The sequence below is a fragment of the Piscibacillus salipiscarius genome (assembly GCF_042685285.1).
Lineage (GTDB): Bacteria > Bacillota > Bacilli > Bacillales > Alkalibacillaceae > Piscibacillus > Piscibacillus salipiscarius.
The window spans coordinates 121,211-134,922 of record NZ_JBHUMZ010000019.1 but is presented as its reverse complement, the minus strand read 5'-3'; the positions used below and the strand labels follow the sequence as shown (position 1 = coordinate 134,922).

Below are 13,712 nucleotides of genomic sequence, written 5' to 3'. Positions count from 1 at the left end.
TTAGATTAAACGGACAAGTTTTTAAATAAATAATAAAATACTTAAGGCCATAATAGCCATTCCACTAATGACTCCGTAAATTGATACATGAGTTTCGTCATACTTTTTAGCGGCTGGAAGTAGTTCATCAAGAGAAATAAACACCATAATCCCTGCGACTCCAGCAAAAATAATCCCGAACATAATGTCATTTAAATACGGCATCAAAATTAAAAACGCAACTAATGCTCCGATTGGTTCTGATAAGCCAGATAAAAACGATAATTTAAAGGCTTTTTTACGACTGCCAGTTGCGTAATAAACGGGAACGGAGACAGCGATTCCCTCGGGAATATTATGAATCGCAATTGCTACAGCAATCGCAAGTCCTAGCGCAGGGTCTTGCAAAGCAGAAGTGAATGTCGCAATCCCCTCAGGAAAGTTGTGAATTGCAATCGCAATAGCTGTGAAAGTCCCCATTTTAAGTAAGGCAGGGTCTTTTGGTTCTTTATTCATATCTTCAACTTTCTTCAATTCATGTGGATTTCCTTGTTTCGGGATAGAATGGTCAATTAGAGCAATCAGTAAGATTCCTCCGAAAAATCCTGCAACTGTTAGCCAGTTACCCTGGACTTCTCCCATCGCAGCTACTAGTGATTCTTGAGCCTTAAAAAATATTTCAATCATCGATACGTAAATCATCACCCCGGCAGAAAATCCAAGTGTGAATGATAAAAACTTCGTGTTTGTGGTGGTGGTTAAGAATGCAAGCAGGCTGCCGATACCTGTTGCAAGCCCCGCCATCAATGTTAGCCCAAAAGCAAGTAATAAGTTCTCTGTCATAGTTGGTTCCTCCTGTTCTAATTACACTTTCATGGTGGACAATATGTTTCCTTTAGGAAACTTTTTGACTAAAAAAAAGTAACTGCAAAATCTAATTTAATGATATGCCTATTATTTAAAAAGCGTGCTTATATTTACATAAAAGTTTCATTTGAGACCGAATGTTTCCTTTAGGAAACTATAACATAAAATTTTAGATATGCAATAAGGTAGGGCTAATTTTCTTTAGTGCAGTTACATTGGATTGTTTTAATGGGACTTCTTATGTAATGTTGATTCATATCTATATAATTACTCTCCATAAGCAACCAGGTAGTAATGTTGCACTCCATTTTGTTCTACTATTAAAAGATCACGCCTCTCTTTGGGGGCGAAAATTTTAGTACCAATTGGTAAATGATTTGACATACCCTTTTCGATTTCTCCAATTTGTTCACATTTAGTTAACTGAAGATCCTTAGCCCAGTTCACCTTTGTGTATACTCGGTTATTAAATTCAAAATATTTAGCATCGGGGTTTAACTCAAGGACTTGATTTACGGTTAAGGCACCTTCATAACCCTCACCAGGGTACTGGTGGCAGGCCATCAAGAAGGTGGTTGCGATTATAAGCCATAATCGTTTCATTGGAATCCCTCCAGTAGTTTAGTCGATTGATGGGTTTAAAGGTTACAGATATTATGCTTTTAAAACGCATTATTTAATTTATGTTATATTAAAAATAGAAACTAAACGGGAGGGGTAAAATGATTTATCGTTACAAAGACCAGTCCCCACGAATTCACAACTCAGTGTTTATCGCAGATGATGCTAAGATTATTGGAGATGTTGAAATAGGCGAAGGTTCCAGTGTGTGGTTCAACGTTACCATCCGCGGTGATGAGGGCCCCATTCGAATTGGCAAGCGTTGTAATATTCAGGAGAACTCGATGTGCCATTTATACGAACAGTTTCCATTAACCATGGAGGATGAGGTTTCCATTGGTCACACGCCATTGTGCATGGCTGTACACTTAAAAAAGGTGTACTTGTAGGTATGGGAGCAACTGTTTTAGATGGAGCTGAGATAGGTGAGTATTCTATTATCGGTGCGAACAGTTTGGTTCCATCTGGCAAGGTTATTCCACCACGATCACTCGTGCTCGGTTCACCAGGTAAAGTTGTGCGTGATCTAACCGATCAGGATCTAGAAATGATTGAAGAGACGATTAATACTTATGCCAATAAGGGTCGTGAGTTTCAAGACCCAGAAGTATTTGAAAGAATTAAGTAAGGTAAAAGCCCAACCTTGAGTGGTTGGGCTTTATGGTTATTATCTAAATTTTGTTTTTATTATCCAGAATCGGTAGTTTATTATCTGATTTTAATATTTATTATCTAAAATCGAAGTTTTATTATCTATTTTTTCATTTTATTATCTAATTACGAGACGAGATTTATTAAACTATATTCTTGGTTCCCGAAACGATAATCGAGCACCGCTAAACGACAGTTCTATTCAAACACACTTTCAAAAAACTGAGTCGCACGAGGCTGAAGCAAATCATGATAGTCATTAAACAATGTCGCGGCTGAATTTCCTAACCATTGATTAGGAAGTAATTCCTCAGGCAAATCTGGGTCAATGAATAAGAATTTCCGGTATTGGTGAACGAGAGAAGCGCACTTTACGAAGCATGCCCCGTCACTGATCGCACCTTTTTCGATTAAGTTTTTATCAATATAATACTTCTCGCTATATTCCTTAATGAAATCAGAATACTTTTGATTGACATCCTCTAGGTCCCAACATTTATCGACTAAGCTCTGCGGTGTGCTCATACCTTCATACGTCGATTTGAAATAGGTAATGTAATCCGCAATCTCATACTTATCAACTAACCTATGTATTTGTTCATCAAGTGGGTTAGGGGTAATCCAGCAGCTATTTGATAGATTTCCAAATCCACTCCAAACAAGCTCTTTACGAAGTTCGTCTCTCAAACTGCGTTTATTTTCTGGGATATTATAGACTAGCATACGCCAGTATCCATCCCACTTTTGGGACTCGAATTTATAGATGCGTTTTGAGGCCTCTTCCATGCGTGCTTTTCCTTGTTCAGTTAAAGAATAGTAGCTTCGATTACCACGTTTCTCAGATTTTACCCACCCCTGCTTACTCATACGAGAGATAGCTGCGCGCACGGCCTGTTCATTGTGCCCGAATTCTTTTAATAATTTTATTAAACTACCGATCCAGATCACGCTCCCGTAATGGCGGACATAGTCTCCATATAACGTAAAAATCATAGACCGTGTGTTAAACTGTTTGTCCATTTCTGATGATCCTTTCCGTTCTTCATTTGTATCAATTTGAGACTAGTTTACTATAAACAAATAAATTATTCACGCATTTATTTTAAAGAAATGCACGAATGACACATGTTATGACAACATAAACTTTAGTGACTAAAGAATTAAATGTTTGAAAATTAAAAAATCTTATTGAATAATGTATAACGATTTGATACGATTACGTTAAATAAACGTATGATATGAGGTGACTATATGTATCATTACATTGAGTATGGTCCAACAGATGGTCCGCGTGATGATCAAGAGAAGTATGATCGCTTTATGGAACGAATTGAAGCGGGGGAGAAGATTGAAGCGGATGACTGGATGCCAGAGGAATACCGTGTTGCTTTAATTAAACTGATATCCATGCATGGCATTAGCGAAATTATGGGAGCGCTTCCAGAGAAAGAGTGGACACCTAAAGCTCCTACGATGAAGCGGAAGCTAGGCATTATGGCAAAGGTGCAGGATGAAATGGGACACGGACAGTTACTGCTTCGTGTCGCAGAGGATCTCATGAAGCCTTATGGCAAGACACGTAAAGACCTTATGGAAGATCTATTATCAGGAGATTTAAAGTTTCATAATGTCTTTCACATGCCAACGAAAACATGGGCAGATGCCGGCATGGTTGGCTGGTTAGTGGATGGAGCAGCGATTATATCTCAAACGAATATGCTAGATGCTTCATACGGCCCGTACCAACGAGCACTTCAGCGGATTTGCCAAGAGGAAGTTTTTCACGCGCAGCATGGTGAGGCGATTATTATGGCTTTAGCAGAAGGAACAGAGCATCAGCGTGCTATTTTACAAGAGTCACTCAATCGCTGGTGGCCTTCACTACTCATGTTTTTCGGCCCGGCATCAGCTGATACAACAGGATCATCAAAGCAGGACATTATGATTAAATACAAGATTCGTAAAAGTAATAATGAGGAGCTGCGCCAGGCTTTCTTAGATAAGTATTTACCACGGGTCTTTTCACTAGGATTAACGGTGCCAGATGAGACGGTACACTACGATGAAAAAGAAGAGCGCTGGGTTTATCAGCAGCCTGATTGGGATGAGTTTAAACGAATAATTAAAAATAAAGGTCCAAGATCAAAAGAACGCTTACGCCTAAGAGAAGTAGCTTACGAGAATAACCGCTGGGTGCGTCAGGCGTTATCAAAAGAAGCGATCGGTTCTTAGGAAGGAGCGAGGGGATTGGAAGAGACAAACGAGACGAGTTTTTATCAAGAATACGAAGTGTTTAGTAAAAAAAGTGTGAAAGCACCGATCCAGCATCAATTTAGCCTTCTTGCGCCAAATGAAGAAATGGCTCTATCTATGGCCATGGAGAACTTTATGCGCCGAGAAGATGTATTAGATGTTTGGGTGGTAAAACGCGATAACATCCGGGCGATGACGAGTGAAGAGCGCATGAACTGGACAAAGCGCTTAGACAATAAAGATTACCGTAGAACAAAAGGTTACGGTTATTTAAGACAAAAGTGGAAGGAAAAAGAACAAGGCATGTTAGATGAGAAGGAAATTATGTCTTGGAAAGAGGTGAAGAAGAAATGATGGAATCAGCAGAAGCAGCAAAGCAAGATCAAACTTACTTGAACGCATTAAAAGACTTGTTATACCAACTCGCTGATGATGATTTTCTGATCTCTTTCCGCGGGTCTGAATGGCTCGGGTTAGCACCTCACATTGAAGAAGATGTCGCGTTCTCCTCAATTACGCAAAACACGATGGGCCACGCGCTGATGTTTTATAATCTACTAGAAGAGTTAGGGGATCAAGAAGCGGATTTCCTTGCCCATGAGCGTAAGCCTGAAGAACGAAAGAATGCCATTTACTTTGAGAAGAAAAATGGTGAAGGCCACTATACAGAAGAGCCTTATTACGACTGGGCCTTGACGGTTGTTCGTAACTTCTTCTATGAATCTTTTAAAAAGGTTAAGTTGGAAGCGATTACAAAAGGTTCGTATAAACCGCTTGCGAATGTCGCTGGAAAAGTATTAATGGAACAGCCATATCATTTAGCTCACTGGAGAATTTGGTTTAAACAACTCTATCAATCGACTGATGATGCCCGAAATAGATTGCAAGAAAGACTTGAAGAAGCGTGGGAACAGTGCGGCGATGTGTTTGAACTAGGAGCACATGCAGCGGAGCTTGAGCACTTAGGAATTGTGGTGAGTGAAGACACCTTAAGAGAGCGCTGGTTAGAAGAGTTATCCAAAACCATACCAGAACTGCCAGCGAAAAACTTTGGCAAGAAGTATGGAAGCGGGAGGGATGGTGATCACACGCCAGACTTAAACCAAGCTTTAGAGATTTTAGCTGAAGTGTATGAAAGTGACAAAGATGCTGTTTGGTAGGAGGTGAGATGGAGTGAATCAACATCTTAAGGAAATCGAAGCTGTGTTAAAAACAGTAGACGACCCAGAATTGCCGTCTGTTAGCGTGTTTGACCTTGGAATGGTGCACGACGTGAAGGTGATTGGAAGCCAAGTGTTAATCACGATGGTTCCGACTTTTGCAGGATGCCCAGCTTTAGATTTTATTAAGCGAGATGTTCAAAAGGCAGTTGGTGATTTGCCTTGGGTATCGGACTGTGAGGTTCACTTTTCATTTGAAGAAAAGTGGTCTACTGACGCCATTACAGATGAAGGCAAAACGCAGCTCAAAAAACACGGAGTCGCTCCGCCACCAGAGAACTACCAACCTGGTGAAGAATGGACGGTTGACTGTCCGTATTGCGGCTCGGACTATACATCAATGGAAAACGTATTCGGTCCAACCGCATGCCGCAGCATTCTCTACTGCACAAGTTGCCGCAACCCATTCGAAGCCATGAAACCAGTTGTGGATTATGTGTATTGATTAATGTAGGAAGTTAAGGAGAACGGTTTTTGTTTAAAAAGGTGAGAAATCCACGACACTCCTGTGGGAACAGCGAACCAGGTGAGACCCCGCAGGGCATGAGCCCGAGGAGGCTCGCGGTTCGCCCACGGAAAGGGAGTGGATTTCTCAAATAAGACTATAATAAAGGAGTTTTTCAAATGGTTAAATTAATCGCGATTTACAAACAACCGGAAGATCCGGAGAAGTTCGATGAGCACTACTTCAACACACACACACCACTCACACAAAAAATCCCGGGCCTACGCGACATGAAAGTTACTAAAATCGTCGGCTCGCCAATGGGTAAAACCGATTACTACTTGCTATGCGAGATGTTCTACGACGACCACGAATCCCTACAAACTGCCATGAAAACAGACGAAGGAAAAGCATCAGGAAAAGACGTTATGCAATTTGCCGGTGATCTCGTCACACTTGTCATAGGTGAAGAAGTCAATGTCGAAAAAGTACATTAATGCGTACATTGAAGACTCAGTTGGGGTGGTTCAACTCAACCGCCCTGACGTGTTAAACGCACTGAACCGGCAAATGGTAGATGAGATCGTTGAAACACTTGAGATGTACGACCGTGATGAAAAAGTAAAAGTCATTGTGGTGAAAGGAAATCAAAAAGTCTTTGCGGCAGGCGCTGATATTGAAGAGATGATGAACGAATCCCCTCTATCATTAGAACTTGCAGATCCTTTTGCCGTCTGGGACCGAATACAGCTCATTAACAAACCAATTTTAGCTTCAGTTAACGGGTTTGCCTTAGGTGGCGGGTTTGAGCTTGTACTTCACTGTGACATGATAATCGCGGGTGAAGAAGCAAAGTTTGGGTTCCCTGAAGTGAAGTTAGGCGTTATGCCTGGTGCTGGTGGCACACAACTTTTAACCAAAGCAATCGGGTCAAGAAGGGCTCTTGAGTGGATTTGGTTAGGTGAGTCAATGACCGCGAAGCAAGCGAACGAAATGGGCATTGTTAACCGGGTGATTGCACCTGAGCTCGTTGAGGAAGAAACGATGCGGGTCGCTCATCAACTAACAAAACAGGCGCCTATATCGCTCCGCCTCATTAAAGAATCGGTTAAAGCAGCCGAAGACTTACCTTTAATAGAGGGGATGAAGCTAGAACGGAAGAATTTTTACTTAACGTTTGATTCACAAGATCAAACTGAAGGCATGAAAGCTTTTGCTGAAAAACGACCTCCACACTTTAAGGGGGTGTAGCGGTTGGAATTTGAAACGATTAAGTACAGTGAAAATCAAGGTGTGGCAACGATTACACTGAACAGGCCAAAAGCGTACAACGCTATTACTGAAGTCATGAATAAAGAGATTACGAAAGCACTGAAGGTTGCAAATAAAAGCAATGACATAAGGTGCATTGTGATTACGGGGGAAGGAAAGGCCTTTTGTTCGGGTCAGGACTTACAAGACGTTGGTGACGATACGAACCATGCTGAGTTTTTGCGTTCTCGTTATCATCCCATGATGAAGGCGATCAAGGCTACGCCGAAACCGATTGTAGCTGCGGTTAACGGAACAGCAGCAGGTGCTGGTATGAGCCTTGCTTTAGCAGCAGATTTCAGGTTGGTTCAGCCAAACGTTAAGTTTGTTAGCGCTTTTGTAGGAATTGGCCTGGTTCCAGATTCTGGATTTTTATATTTACTTCCAAGGTTGATTGGTTACGCGAAAGCGATGGAAGTCACGATTTTAGGTAAACCAATTACAGGGGAAGAAGCTTATGACTTTGGTTTAGCGACGGAACTAATCGAGCCTGATGAGTGGGATGAAAAGGTAGACGCTTTCTCGCAACATTTAGCGAGTATGCCGACAAAGTCAATTGAACTCGTTAAACGGTACATGATCGATAGCATGAATGAGTCGTTCGATGAATTCTTAGAAAAAGAAGCATTTGCACAGAGGATCGCGGGCCTTTCAGAGGATCATCACGAAGGCGTTCAGGCGTTTAAGGAGAAGCGAAAACCAACATTTATCGGAAAATAGTAAAGGAGTGAATCAATCATGGAAATGACTAAAGAAGCGATTAAACAAGTAGGAGACATGAAGCGTGATCATTACTCGATGATTATTAATGGAGAGCGAGTTGAGAGCAGTTCAGGTGAGACTTTCGATACTTTTGATCCAGCTAAGGGCGAGGCAATTGCAACTATTGCTAAAGCAAATGAAGAGGATGCGGAAAAAGCGGTTCAAGCAGCACGTAACGCATTCGATAATGGAAAGTGGCGCAAATATCCAGTCGGCAAACGTGCTCGTGTGTTAAATAAGATTGCTGAAATTATGCGTTCACGTTTCAACGAATTAGTAGAAATGGAAGTTTTAAATAGTGGTAAATCAATTGGAGCAGCGCAGGTTCAAGTCAACCAATCCATTGAAGACTTTGAGTTTTATGCAGGTGCGATTGTTGGTCACCGCGGCGAAGTGAACAACATGCCATATGGATTTTTTAACTATACGCATAAAGAGCCTGTTGGTGTTTGTGCGCAGATTATTCCTTGGAACTACCCGATGATGATGGCGGCGTGGAAGATAGCTCCAGCGATCGCAGCTGGGTGTTCAGTGGTGATTAAACCAGCATCCCTTACGCCAATTACAGCGATTATCTTAAATGAAATCTGTCATGAAGCGGGCGTTCCTGAAGGGGTTGTGAATACCGTTCCAGGTTCTGGTGCTGTTGTTGGTGATTACTTAGTGAAGCACGAAGACATTAACAAAGTCGCGTTTACCGGCTCAACACCGACTGGTAAAGATATTATGGAAAAAGCATCTCAAACGTTAAAACGCATTACACTAGAGCTTGGTGGAAAGTCGCCAAACATTGTTTTTGAAGATGCGGATATGGAAGCAGCGGTTGCAGGTTCATTATTCGGTATTTTCTTCAACACAGGCCAGTCGTGTGAAGCACGTTCTCGAATGTTCGTACATGAAGATATTTACGATGAGTTTATGGAGAAGTTTATTGAAAAGACGAAGAAGCTCCAAACTGGCGACCCATTAAATAAAGGAACTCATCTCGGTTCAATTATTAGCCGAGAGCAGTTAGAAGTCATTGATGGCTATGTTCAGTCTGCGATTGACGAGGGAGCAACGATTGCGACAGGCGGAAAGCCGATGTATCCTGAAGGCTTTGAAAATGGTCATTGGTATGAGCCAACCGTCATTACGGATGTCACACCTGATATGAAGGCAGTAAAAGAAGAAATTTTCGGACCGGTAGTGGTCGTTGAAAAATTCTCTGATGAAAAAGATGTCATCAAACGCGCGAATGACACGAAATACGGTTTAGGTTCGGCGATTTGGACGACAAACCAAGGTCGTGCAACCCGAGTCGCGCACCAAATTCAAGCCGGAATTGTTATGGTGAATAGCCCATTCTCAGCATTCCCAGGCACACCATTCGGTGGTTATAAGCAATCAGGCTTTGGCCGTGAGCTTACTGTTGAAACACTTGATTTATACATGGAAGATAAGAGCGTATTATCTTACTACGGTCCAAAACCACTCAATCCTTTCGGGGTTTAAAGTAATGAAATGGTCGAGGCATATTATGTCTCGACCATGTTTTGATAAAAAAGTGGGTTAACGCCTATTGGGTGGAGGTTACGCCAATAGGATTGGGAAACACACCCGTAGGAAGGTGAAACACACCCATAGAAAATTTACATTCAATAACTTAAGAAGGTTGCGTGATTACGATGAAAGACGTTGTCATTGTAGATGCGGTCAGAACACCGATTGGCCGCTATAAAGGCGGGCTAAAACATGTTCGTCCTGATGATCTTGGGGCGATTGTCATAAAGGCATTATTAGAAAGGCAGCCCGGTGTGCCTGTAAGTGAAATCGAAGAAGTGGTTTTAGGCAATGCGAACCAGGCTGGTGAGGATAACCGTAATGTCGCTAGAATGTCTGCTTTATTAGCGGAGCTTCCGGTTGAAGTCGGAGGTGTAACCGTTAACCGGCTTTGTGGATCAGGCATGGATGCTGTTATGCAGGCTGCACGTGCGATTGTGGTTGGTGATGGTGATATATACATAGCGGGTGGTACTGAGAGTATGACGAGGGCTCCTTTAGTCATGGCTAAACCAGACCAAGAGTTTCCGCGTGGTAATAGAGAGCTTTTTGATACGACGATTGGCTGGCGCTTTACGAACAAAAAGTTAGAAAACATGTATGGTTCAGACTCTATGCCTCAGACGGCAGAGAACGTCGCCAAACGGTACGGGATAAGCAGAGAAGAACAGGATGAATTTGCTTTTGAAAGTCAAATGAAGGCAAAGCAAGCGATGGAATCTGGTAGGTTAAAAGACGAAATCGTTCCAGTTGTTTACCACGACCGAAAAGGGAATGAAATTGTGGTCAATCAAGATGAACACCCTAGGCCAACGACAACATTAGAAAAGCTTTCAAATTTAAGACCTATATTCGGCGAAGGTACAATTACAGCCGGAAATGCTTCAGGAGTTAATGACGGAGCATCTGCGCTATTGCTTATGAGCGCTGAAAAAGCGAAAGAACTCAACCTCAAGCCTTTAGCAAAATTCAACTCAGGAGCAACGATTGGGTTAGAACCTGCCGTAATGGGACTTGGACCAATTGGTGCGACGGCTAAAGCGTTAAAACGAGCGAATTTAACTGTAAATGACTTAGGATTAGTCGAATTGAACGAAGCGTTTGCCTCACAATCATTAGAGTGTATTAAACAAATTGGCATGAACCGAGAGATTGTAAACGTTAACGGAGGAGCAATTGCTTACGGGCATCCTCTAGGAGCAAGTGGGGCTCGTATTTTAACCACTCTTATTCACGAAATGCGAAAACGCGGAACGAAGTATGGATTAGCAACCATGTGCGTAGGTGTCGGACAGGGGATTGCGACCATCATTGAGAATGTAAGTGATTGATCAGAACCGAGGAGGACTAACTATGAACCCAGTTTGTGACTTAATTAACATTAAATATCCAATTGTCCAAGGCGGAATGGGGAATATCAGTAATGCCCCGCTAACAGCAGCTGTTTCTAATACGGGGGGGCTCGGAACACTTGGCTGCGGCACGATGACGCCTGAGGAAGTCGAGCTCAAAATTTTAGAGACGAAAAAGCTAACCGATCAGCCGTTTGCGATTAACATTGCCCTTGGTGTCACACCTCATGTGAAGGAGCTCGTCAAATTAGTGATTGACCATGACATTCCAGTTGTGTCGCTGTCTGCGGGTAACCCTGCTCCGTTTATCCCAGTTTTTCACGAGCATGGTATCAAAGTCATGACGTTAGTTGCGTCTGTTAAACATGCGAAGAAAGCTGAAGAAGCAGGAGCTGACATTCTAGTAGCTGAAGGGTATGAAGCGGCTGGGATCAATTCGAACCTCGAACTCACGACGTTCACACTCGTTCCGCAAATTGCAGAAAACGTCAGTGTTCCTGTTATCGCAGCTGGAGGTATTGGTGATGGAAAAGGGTTATCTGCTGCACTTATGTTAGGAGCAAACGGCGTTCAGATGGGCACTAGACTCATTGCGACTCAGGAGGCACCTTTTCATATCCATTATAAGCAAAAGCTACTTGATGATAATGGAACAGGCACTGTGATTGTCGGGCGTTCAGTTGGGCAGGTTCGCCGAATTTTAAAAACACCTTATGCAGAGAGGTTACATGATCTTGAAAGAGTCGGCATGAGTCAGGATGATTACCGCACCTTGACTTCAGAAGATCACCACTGCAAAGGAGCGCTTGAAGGTGATTTAGAAAATGGATTCTTAAATGGTGGTCAAGTATGCGGCCTCATTCAAGATGTACCAACCGTTCAGCAGCTTTTAACAGGCATGATGAATGAAGCGACTCAGCAGGTTGCAAAAGCTAAAGAGCTTCTGAATATTAACTTAACGAGTTAATATTCTAAAAATTCTAAAATCAAATTGACTGTTTTATGACGCAATGATAAAATAGCGTTGTAATAACGTTATATAAAAATTTTTTATTGAATCATGTAAGCGCTTTAATTAGAGCTGATATTTTTAATAAAAAGAGGCGATGGCATGAAGCAAGGAATGGATCTTGGTAGACAAGAAACAATTGAAATCGATGTAACTGATGATATGTTTGCGAGCTTTGAAGGGCAAGTAGTTCATCCTGTGTATTCAACTGTTGCCATGGTTTATCACATGGAATGGGTCTCGCGAAAAATCATTTTGCCATTTTTAGAAGAACATGAAGAAGGTATGGGAGCAGCCGTTGAAGTCAAGCACGTCGACGCAGCTCCAGCTAACTCAAAAGTTACGTTAACAGCAACACTTACGAAATATGAACACCCACAAGTAACCACATCCGTTGAAGCCTACAATAATGAGCAATTAATCGGTAAAGGCGAAGTCAAGCAAGTCATTTTACCGAAAGAATTAATTGAACAAAAAATCTCACCGCAAACTAGTTAAGTCACCCTGAAGTTTAGTTTTATAAAAATTAAATCCGATTGAGGAGGATGGTTATGAGTTTTTTAAAAACATCGTCAAAGAACGATCGAAACGAAAGCTACGACCTCATGAGTAAGATGATGGAGCATGAACAAGTCATTTTCTGTAATGATCCGGAAACAGGACTCAGAGCAATCATCGCCATACATAGCACTAAACTTGGTCCGGCGATTGGTGGTTGCCGCATGCATCCTTATGAAACGTTTGATGATGCATTAGAAGACGTGCTTAGACTATCTAAAGGTATGAGCTACAAATGTGCCGCGGCTGATTTAGATTTTGGTGGAGGAAAATCCGTTATTATTGGCGATCCTAAAACAGATAAATCACCTGAATTATTCCGCGCATTTGGCCAGTTCGTTGATTCTCTTAACGGGCGATTTTACACGGGAACTGATATGGGGACGACGTTAGAAGATTTCGTCCATGCGTATAAAGAAACGAAAAACATTGCAGGAATTCCTGAAGCATACGGAGGTGGTGGAGACTCGTCAATCCCGACATCACAAGGTGTAATCTATGGTTTAAAAGCAACATGTCACATGCTTTTTGACCATGAAGATCTAAGCGCCGTATCGTATGCGATTCAAGGACTCGGAAAAGTTGGCTTTAAAGTAGCGAAGCGTTTATTAGAAGAAGGCGCAACGGTCTACGCATCAGACATTAGCACTGAAAACATCGAAACGATTCAATTAGAAGCAAAAGGTTTACCAGGTAAACTGCACATCGTTGAACCGAATGACATCTACTTAGCTGATGCTGATATTTTTGTGCCTTGTGCTTTTGGAGGAATTATTAACGAGACAACAATAGAGCAATTTAAGTTTAAAGCAATTGCAGGAGCTGCGAATAATCAGTTACTTGAAGAAAAACACGGACACGAACTTGCTGATCGAGGCATTTTATATGCACCTGATTACATTATTAATGCTGGTGGTTTGATACAAGTAACCGATGAGCTATATGGACCTAATAAAGAGCGTGTTTTACTTAAAACAAAAGAGATTTATAACACGATGATGGAAGTTTATAAAACAGCCAAAACGCAAAACATTTCAACTGTTGAAGCAGCTAATCAGTATTGCGATAACTTAATGGCTAAACGCGAGAAGCGAAATAGCTTCTTTACACGCTCAGATAAACCGAAGTGGAATATACGCTAA

The 13,712-nt window shown here is 41.9% G+C and carries 15 protein-coding genes and 1 pseudogene; 13 read left to right on the top strand and 3 right to left on the bottom strand.

Features of this window, described 5'->3' with window-relative positions; all coding sequences use genetic code 11:
• Window positions 1-21: 21 nt before the first annotated feature.
• Both zupT and ACFSW4_RS07630 read right to left on the bottom strand, forming a co-directional pair.
• Entirely contained in the window at window positions 22-822 is an 801-nt protein-coding gene (gene zupT / locus ACFSW4_RS07635; RefSeq protein WP_377328475.1) for a zinc transporter ZupT, read from the bottom strand.
• Window positions 823-1,113: 291 nt separating this feature from the next.
• The gene (locus ACFSW4_RS07630; RefSeq protein ID WP_054752452.1) at window positions 1,114-1,449 is read right to left on the bottom strand and encodes a hypothetical protein; all 336 of its coding nucleotides are present in this window, start codon (window positions 1,447-1,449) and stop codon (window positions 1,114-1,116) included.
• 119 nt (window positions 1,450-1,568) lie between these two features.
• Between ACFSW4_RS07630 and ACFSW4_RS07625 the strand changes: the two are divergent.
• Window positions 1,569-2,095: pseudogene (locus tag ACFSW4_RS07625) on the top strand (gamma carbonic anhydrase family protein).
• Window positions 2,096-2,316: 221 nt separating this feature from the next.
• Here the strand turns inward: ACFSW4_RS07625 and paaX are convergent.
• The gene (gene paaX, locus ACFSW4_RS07620) at window positions 2,317-3,138 is read right to left on the bottom strand and encodes a phenylacetic acid degradation operon negative regulatory protein PaaX (RefSeq protein ID WP_054752450.1); all 822 of its coding nucleotides are present in this window, start codon (window positions 3,136-3,138) and stop codon (window positions 2,317-2,319) included.
• Window positions 3,139-3,369: 231 nt separating this feature from the next.
• Here paaX and paaA point away from each other — a divergent pair, with 231 nt between their 5' ends.
• From paaA to ACFSW4_RS07560, 12 genes are all read left to right on the top strand, one after another.
• Window positions 3,370-4,350 carry a 1,2-phenylacetyl-CoA epoxidase subunit PaaA gene (paaA, locus tag ACFSW4_RS07615; RefSeq protein ID WP_054752449.1) on the top strand — a complete coding sequence of 327 codons (981 nt, stop codon included), beginning with the start codon at window positions 3,370-3,372 and terminating at the stop codon, window positions 4,348-4,350.
• A gap of 15 nt (window positions 4,351-4,365) precedes the next feature.
• Window positions 4,366-4,725 carry a 1,2-phenylacetyl-CoA epoxidase subunit PaaB gene (gene paaB, locus ACFSW4_RS07610; protein ID WP_377328473.1) on the top strand — a complete coding sequence of 120 codons (360 nt, stop codon included), beginning with the start codon at window positions 4,366-4,368 and terminating at the stop codon, window positions 4,723-4,725.
• Window positions 4,701-5,531: a 1,2-phenylacetyl-CoA epoxidase subunit PaaC gene (gene paaC, locus ACFSW4_RS07605; protein WP_377328471.1), complete on the top strand. Its 831-nt coding sequence runs from the start codon at window positions 4,701-4,703 to the stop codon at window positions 5,529-5,531. The genes paaB and paaC overlap by 25 nt, the downstream gene beginning before the upstream one ends.
• A gap of 13 nt (window positions 5,532-5,544) precedes the next feature.
• Entirely contained in the window at window positions 5,545-6,036 is a 492-nt protein-coding gene (gene paaD / locus ACFSW4_RS07600) for a 1,2-phenylacetyl-CoA epoxidase subunit PaaD (protein ID WP_377328469.1), read from the top strand.
• Between the two features lie 179 nt (window positions 6,037-6,215).
• Window positions 6,216-6,533 carry an EthD family reductase gene (locus ACFSW4_RS07595; protein ID WP_377328467.1) on the top strand — a complete coding sequence of 106 codons (318 nt, stop codon included), beginning with the start codon at window positions 6,216-6,218 and terminating at the stop codon, window positions 6,531-6,533.
• Window positions 6,514-7,287: an enoyl-CoA hydratase/isomerase family protein gene (locus ACFSW4_RS07590; protein WP_377328465.1), complete on the top strand. Its 774-nt coding sequence runs from the start codon at window positions 6,514-6,516 to the stop codon at window positions 7,285-7,287. Before ACFSW4_RS07595 ends, ACFSW4_RS07590 begins: the two co-directional genes overlap by 20 nt.
• Before the next feature lie 3 nt (window positions 7,288-7,290).
• Window positions 7,291-8,067, top strand: coding sequence for an enoyl-CoA hydratase/isomerase family protein (locus ACFSW4_RS07585; RefSeq protein ID WP_054752445.1), 777 nt, complete (start codon window positions 7,291-7,293; stop codon window positions 8,065-8,067).
• 18 nt (window positions 8,068-8,085) lie between these two features.
• A complete protein-coding gene (locus ACFSW4_RS07580) occupies window positions 8,086-9,603 on the top strand; it encodes an aldehyde dehydrogenase family protein (protein WP_054752443.1) in 1,518 nt (505 codons plus the stop codon).
• A 173-nt stretch (window positions 9,604-9,776) separates the two neighbouring features.
• Window positions 9,777-10,982: a thiolase family protein gene (locus ACFSW4_RS07575; RefSeq protein ID WP_054752533.1), complete on the top strand. Its 1,206-nt coding sequence runs from the start codon at window positions 9,777-9,779 to the stop codon at window positions 10,980-10,982.
• Window positions 10,983-11,004: 22 nt separating this feature from the next.
• Complete coding sequence (locus tag ACFSW4_RS07570) at window positions 11,005-11,970, top strand: NAD(P)H-dependent flavin oxidoreductase (RefSeq protein WP_054752441.1); 966 nt, start codon at window positions 11,005-11,007, stop codon at window positions 11,968-11,970.
• A 144-nt stretch (window positions 11,971-12,114) separates the two neighbouring features.
• The gene (locus ACFSW4_RS07565) at window positions 12,115-12,510 is read left to right on the top strand and encodes a thioesterase family protein (protein WP_054752440.1); all 396 of its coding nucleotides are present in this window, start codon (window positions 12,115-12,117) and stop codon (window positions 12,508-12,510) included.
• A 53-nt stretch (window positions 12,511-12,563) separates the two neighbouring features.
• Window positions 12,564-13,712: a Leu/Phe/Val dehydrogenase gene (locus ACFSW4_RS07560; protein WP_377328463.1), complete on the top strand. Its 1,149-nt coding sequence runs from the start codon at window positions 12,564-12,566 to the stop codon at window positions 13,710-13,712.